This window comes from Bacillus sp. JJ783, assembly GCF_036963225.1.
GTDB classification, from domain to species: domain Bacteria; phylum Bacillota; class Bacilli; order Bacillales; family Bacillaceae_G; genus Bacillus_A; species Bacillus_A cereus_U.
The window spans coordinates 1-5,893 of the sequence record NZ_JBALMG010000139.1; the positions used below are offsets into that span (position 1 = coordinate 1).

Below are 5,893 nucleotides of genomic sequence, written 5' to 3' on the forward strand. Positions count from 1 at the left end.
AAAAATCAAAAGAAACTATTATTTGAAATAAAGCTGAAAAATCATATCCAATACTCTTTATTCCTTTTAATTGTAATAATTTCTCTCATTATGATACAAGTTTGTAAAAGAAACTATAAATCAATATAATTAGTAATTACAACTATATTAATTTTACATTACATTAAAAGTTGGAAAATATTCTTATACTCATAAATTGTTACATTTGAGGGAGAGAAATGGAATTCTACAATCTCGGTATTATTATTAAAGAACTTAGAAAGAAAAAAATATATCACAATCTGAATTTTGTCATGGAATATGTTCACAAAGTCAAATTAGTAAGATAGAAAAAGGTATTATTTATCCATCTAGCATATTGTTGTATCAATTATCTGAAAGACTTGGTGTTGATCCGAATTATATATTTGCGCTAACTAAAAACAAAAAAAATAAATATACAGAAAATGTAAAATGTGTAATAAGAGATTGTATAAAGCAAAAACAATATAAAGAACTTTATGAAATAGTGAAAAAAGAGAAAAACGAAAATAATTTCCAGTCAAAAGAAGATAAACAATTTCTAATATGGCATGAAGCGATAGCTATATTTAATGTAAAGGGATTAACCCAAAATGCTTTGGGGCTTTTAAATCAAGCATTAAAATTAAAATTAACTAATGTCAATTTTTTATCAGAAAAAGAAATAGATATTATGCATACAATGGCAGTAATCTATGCGGAAAATGGAGAATATGAAAAAAGTATAGGCATATTAAAGAAATGTTTAAGTAATTTCAATAGGGTGGAATTTCCTGGAAATAAAGAAATTAAATTAAGAATTATTTATACCTTAACAAAATATTTACATCTTACATATGAACATGTAGAAGCAATAAAGTACAGTGATATAGGTATCAAATTAGCCATTAATATAAATAGTTTATACTTATTAGGGGAACTAAATTTCGAAAAAGGTTCAAATTTATTAGAACTTCAGCAATCTAGTGAAGATGGTTTTAATGTTCTTATTGCAGTATTACGCAGTTTAAGTTGTGTTCGAAATTACACAATTTGACTTGTGTAATTTATTGCGTTATGCTTTTTTAGTATAAAAGAAAGGCTTGAAGATAATGATTCGTCGTTTGAAAAAATTTAAAAATGTAGCTGTCGTATTAAGCTTCTAAGTAAATTGCAAAAATCTACAATACTTAGAAGCGAGGAATATAGTTATGAAGCATCCAGTATATAATCATTGGTCTGAAACGAAGTATTTAAAAGACATAGTAACAAATCCACTCATTGAAGTAGGAGAGTACTCCTATTATTCAGGGTACTATGGAAATCAAAATTTTGAAGATGGTTGTGTAAGGTATTTATGGGGCGATGATAAGTCCCAAGCACTTTTCAATCCAATTGAACAGATGGGTTGGCACCTTGATAAACTCATTATTGGAAATTATGTTTGTATTGCAAGTGGAGTTGTCATTTTAATGGGTGGGAATCATAACCATCACCCTGAATGGATTACAGTGTATCCATTCGTTGAGCAAATAGAACAATCATATGAACAAAAGGGTGATACAGTCATTAAAAGCGATGCCTGGATTGGTATGAATGCTATTATAATGCCTGGCGTTACAATCGGTGAAGGTGCAATTGTTGCAGCTGGATCTGTCGTATGTAAAGATGTTCCGCCGTATACAATAGTTGGTGGTAATCCTGCTAAAGAAATAAAGAAACGGTTCACTGATACAGAAATTAATATGCTAATGGAAATGCGTTGGTTTGATTGGGATAGAAAATTGGTTGAGAGGGCAATTCCTCTTTTATCTAGTTCATCCATTGAACCTTTATTTACTTTTTATAAAAATGAAGTGAAAAATAAATAAATCAGTTAGAAAAACTACATTCTATATAAGATGTAGTTTTTTTACTACAAAAAAACTAATAGTTTAGATGAATAAGAATTCATATTTGGTATGAGTCTAGCAAATGGTGCAAATATAGTAATTTTTGAAAAGAAACCGACAGACCCTGTCAAGTAGACAATAAGAAAAAGGCTAAGCTACCAGTGTGTTTCGATATTCAATCGGGGCACACTGGTTTTATTTTTTATAAATGTGGAACAAATGTATTACTTAGATTGTCTATTAAGTGTAACCCTAGAAAATATGAAAGTACGGATCATTTTGAAAAATACAAGGGTATTAAAAATAGGTGTGTGTGTGGGAATACTAAGTGTCAGTGCGCCTAAAAGGGTGGGATGAGATGGTCTATATGAAAGCGATCCTAATGTCTTATGTGTATACAGAATTTGATAACACTATCTATTTTTGGGGGATTATGTTAGAAAAACATTTTTTTGAGTACAAAGTTATTGGAGGTAACAGAAGTGAAAGGTATGTTTTGCAAGAGATTCATTGCAATAGTAACAGTGCTTACACTATTTTGTAGCATAGTTGTTACATCTGGGAGTGCATCAGCGGAAACAGTCCCTGCATTAGACGTAGAAGCAGGATCAGCAATTTTAGTAGAAGCAAATTCTGGAAAAATTTTATATCAAAAAAATGCAGATGAATTATTAGCAATTGCTAGTATGACAAAAATGATGAGTGAATACTTAGTCCATGAAGCGGTGGATAAAGGAAAACTTAAATGGGATCAAAAAGTTAAAATTTCTGAATATGCATATAAGATTTCGCAAGATCGCTCATTATCAAACGTTCCATTAGAAAATGGTGGCTCTTATACGGTCAAAGAGTTATATGAGGCAATGGTAATTTATTCTGCAAACGGTGCAACAATTGCTTTAGCTGAAGAGATTGCTGGAAAAGAAGTTAATTTCGTAAAAATGATGAACGATAAGTCAAAAGAGTTTGGAATGAAAAATTATAAATTTGTAAACTCTACAGGTTTAACAAACCAAGATTTAAAAGGACATCACCCAGAAGGGACAACTCTAGACGAGAAAAATAAAATGTCTGCAAGAGATTGTGCAATTTTAGCACAACGTCTTATTCAAGATTTCCCGAAAATATTAGATACAGCAAAAATCCCTAAAAAAACATTCCAAAAGGGTGGAAAGTATCCGATTGATATGACGAACTTTAACTGGATGTTAAAAGGTTTAATTAAGCAATACGAAGGTGTAGATGGGTTAAAAACAGGAACTACTCCAGAAGCCGGAGATTGTTTTACTGGTACAGTAGAAAGAAACGGTATGCGTCTAATCTCTGTAGTGATAAAAGCAAACTCTCATACAGCACGTTTTGATGAAACAAAGAAATTATATGATTATGGATTTGCGAATTTTGAAGTGAAGAAGGTCTATGGAAAAGATTCAGTAGTAAAAGGTCATGAAACAGTGCGAGTAGCAAATGCAAAGGACAAAGATGTAGTTGTTCAAACGAAGCAAGCTGTTTCACTTCCAATGCCAAAGGGCAACAATGACGTTTATAAAAAAGAATTTAAAGTATCGAATAAAGAACAAGAAGCGTCTATTAAAAAAGGTGTAACAATTAGTCAAATGATTATATCACCTAAAGATATTACAGATCCTGGATTTTTATCAGATAAATCATTACAAGTAGACCTTGTAACAAAATCTGATGTAGAACAAGCAAATTGGTTTACACGTTTTATGCGCGAAATCGGATCATTCTTTAGCTGTATGTGGGATAGTGCGGTTGATATAGTAAAAAGCTAACTTTATAGGATAAAACTAAATATTAATCTGAAACAAAAAGTTTCAAAGTACTATAGATTCTTATGTGGATAGCTTGGAATGGAAGATTGCATTAATTCTCAAATTGGGTTCTTCGGAACTTTTCGTATTGCTATCAAGCTAAACTAAATTTGTACCTATATAATCAAAAAACGCTATTCTTTTTGTAGAAATATACAGAAAGGATGGCGTTTAATATGAATATTTCGATTCGTAGGGTTCTGGTGCAAGGTTAGTTTAATAAAGTTACATGATGAAAAAACATATATTATTCCATCAAGTGACAATAAAAATTGATATCTGGTACTTATTTCTGTTATTAAATTTTATAAAAATTTAATAAAATCTTTTCTTTCTATTAAATATTTTATTTTAAATTAATTATATAAAGAAATGGAGGCCAGAAAATGAATTTTTAAATAAATTTAAGTATCTTTTTATAGTGTTTATCCGTATGTATATAGTTATTCTTTAATTTCAATCGAATAACAAACAAAGTATTCGAGAAAAAAGTACGATTTTTATGGATGGTATACAAACTTTCTCTCTTACAAAAAATGTACCGAAATTGATAAGAGTGAACGTTACATGGAGAGAACCCCTAATAATTCCACCTAAAAATCGGTAATTAATGAAACAAAGAATAATAAAATGATACACGATTACGAGTTGATCTCCCAAAAACATATGATTACTAGTGAAAATCTTTAATATTGACAAGTGAGGTGACGTTGGTGAGAGGGATATTAATAAAAATCGGAGTATTTATTTTGGTTTTTACAGTAGGGCTATATCTTACAAAATACGCATATGACCATCATATTAACCGAGCTAAAGTAAGGGACACAATTCAACAAATATCAATAGAGCACGGTATGCCACCATGGATTCCTTTATCTATTGCATTCCATGAAAGTAAGTTTGATCAAAATGCAGTCGGAGATCAGGGCACATCATTTGGACTGTTTCAGCTCCATCGAGGTGGACTAGCACCTAAAGATTTAACGAACGAAGATTTGAAAAATGTAGAAACGAATACTCGAATTGCAATATCTAATATGACAAATGCATACAACCGTGGTTTACAGCAGAATTTAAAAGGAGCAGAGCTATTAAAACATGTTGCGAATACTTCAGGGTGGCCTGGAAATAAGGGTGTTCAATGGACGGATAAACAGACAGACTATAACGAGGGTTTAGAAAAAAGTTTTAAAATGTTTTCTAAACGACAATACGATTTTATAGAATGAAATTTCTTTTTTCTTTCTATTACTATATAACTTATGCCTAAATTCGAAAGTTCCCTTAAACAGATACATAGATTGACTTTGTACTGCTTATATTAGGGATTTAAAGAAAGAATATGTACAATTCTCCCACTACACTAGTATAGTGGCCTTTATTAACAGCAAAATTTACAATTTACAAGGAGAATATTTTATGAGTAAGAGAATAAAAGAATTAGATTCCATACGAGGGTTAGCGGCACTTACAGTGGTATTTGGACATTTTTGTTTAATGCTACCATCGTTGCCTAACTCTATTAAATTTTCCCCGCTTAGGTTTTTATGGGCGGGTGGAGAAGCTGTAATCGTTTTTTATGTACTAAGTGGTTTTGTGTTATCTATGGCACTTTATCATTCAAAAACAAATTATTGGGGATATTTAATTAAGCGATTTGTAAGAATCTATATTCCTTATTATTTTTGGATAATCATTACCTTTTCTTTATTTATTTTGTTTTCACCGTATGAAGTGGCAGGACTACGGGATTGGTTCTATGATAGGTGGCAAGGGTCTATAACAAAAATAGATATTATAAACCACTTTGTGCTTCTTAATAACTTTTTTACGGAAAATTATAATCCAGTTATTTGGTCATTGGCTCAAGAAATGCGTATATCTATTGTGTTTCCTTTGTTATTCCTTCTTTTTTATAAACTGAGTTGGAAGAAAACGATACTAATTGCTTTGAGCTTTTCTTTAATTAGTGTTTTCCTTAATATGTTGCATATTGGGAAAGCAGAGGGATTTTATAATGGTTATGCCGATACACTGCATTTCACATCTATGTTTATGGTTGGAATGTTACTTTTTAAGTATCAAGAAAAACTTATTTACTTATATCAAAATATGAAAAAATTTAAAAAAGGATTCCTTATTGCATTAGGGATAATTCTATATTTA

At 30.5% G+C, this 5,893-nt stretch carries 4 protein-coding genes and 1 pseudogene; all 5 read left to right on the top strand.

The genetic code is table 11. The features are described from left to right. Nucleotides 1–218: 218 nt before the first annotated feature. Nucleotides 219–1,057 (top strand): annotated as a pseudogene (locus tag V7038_RS24550) (helix-turn-helix domain-containing protein). Nucleotides 1,058–1,211: 154 nt separating this feature from the next. Beyond that, entirely contained in the window at nt 1,212–1,871 is a 660-nt protein-coding gene (locus V7038_RS24555) for a CatB-related O-acetyltransferase (RefSeq protein WP_335695774.1), read from the top strand. Nucleotides 1,872–2,374: 503 nt separating this feature from the next. After that, the gene (locus V7038_RS24560) at nt 2,375–3,688 is read left to right on the top strand and encodes a D-alanyl-D-alanine carboxypeptidase family protein (RefSeq protein WP_283747226.1); all 1,314 of its coding nucleotides are present in this window, start codon (nt 2,375–2,377) and stop codon (nt 3,686–3,688) included. A 752-nt stretch (nt 3,689–4,440) separates the two neighbouring features. Then, complete coding sequence (locus V7038_RS24565) at nt 4,441–4,956, top strand: transglycosylase SLT domain-containing protein (protein WP_070170160.1); 516 nt, start codon at nt 4,441–4,443, stop codon at nt 4,954–4,956. Between the two features lie 190 nt (nt 4,957–5,146). Then, a partial coding sequence (locus V7038_RS24570) for an acyltransferase family protein (protein WP_335695775.1) occupies nt 5,147–5,893 on the top strand: 747 nt, incomplete at its 3' end.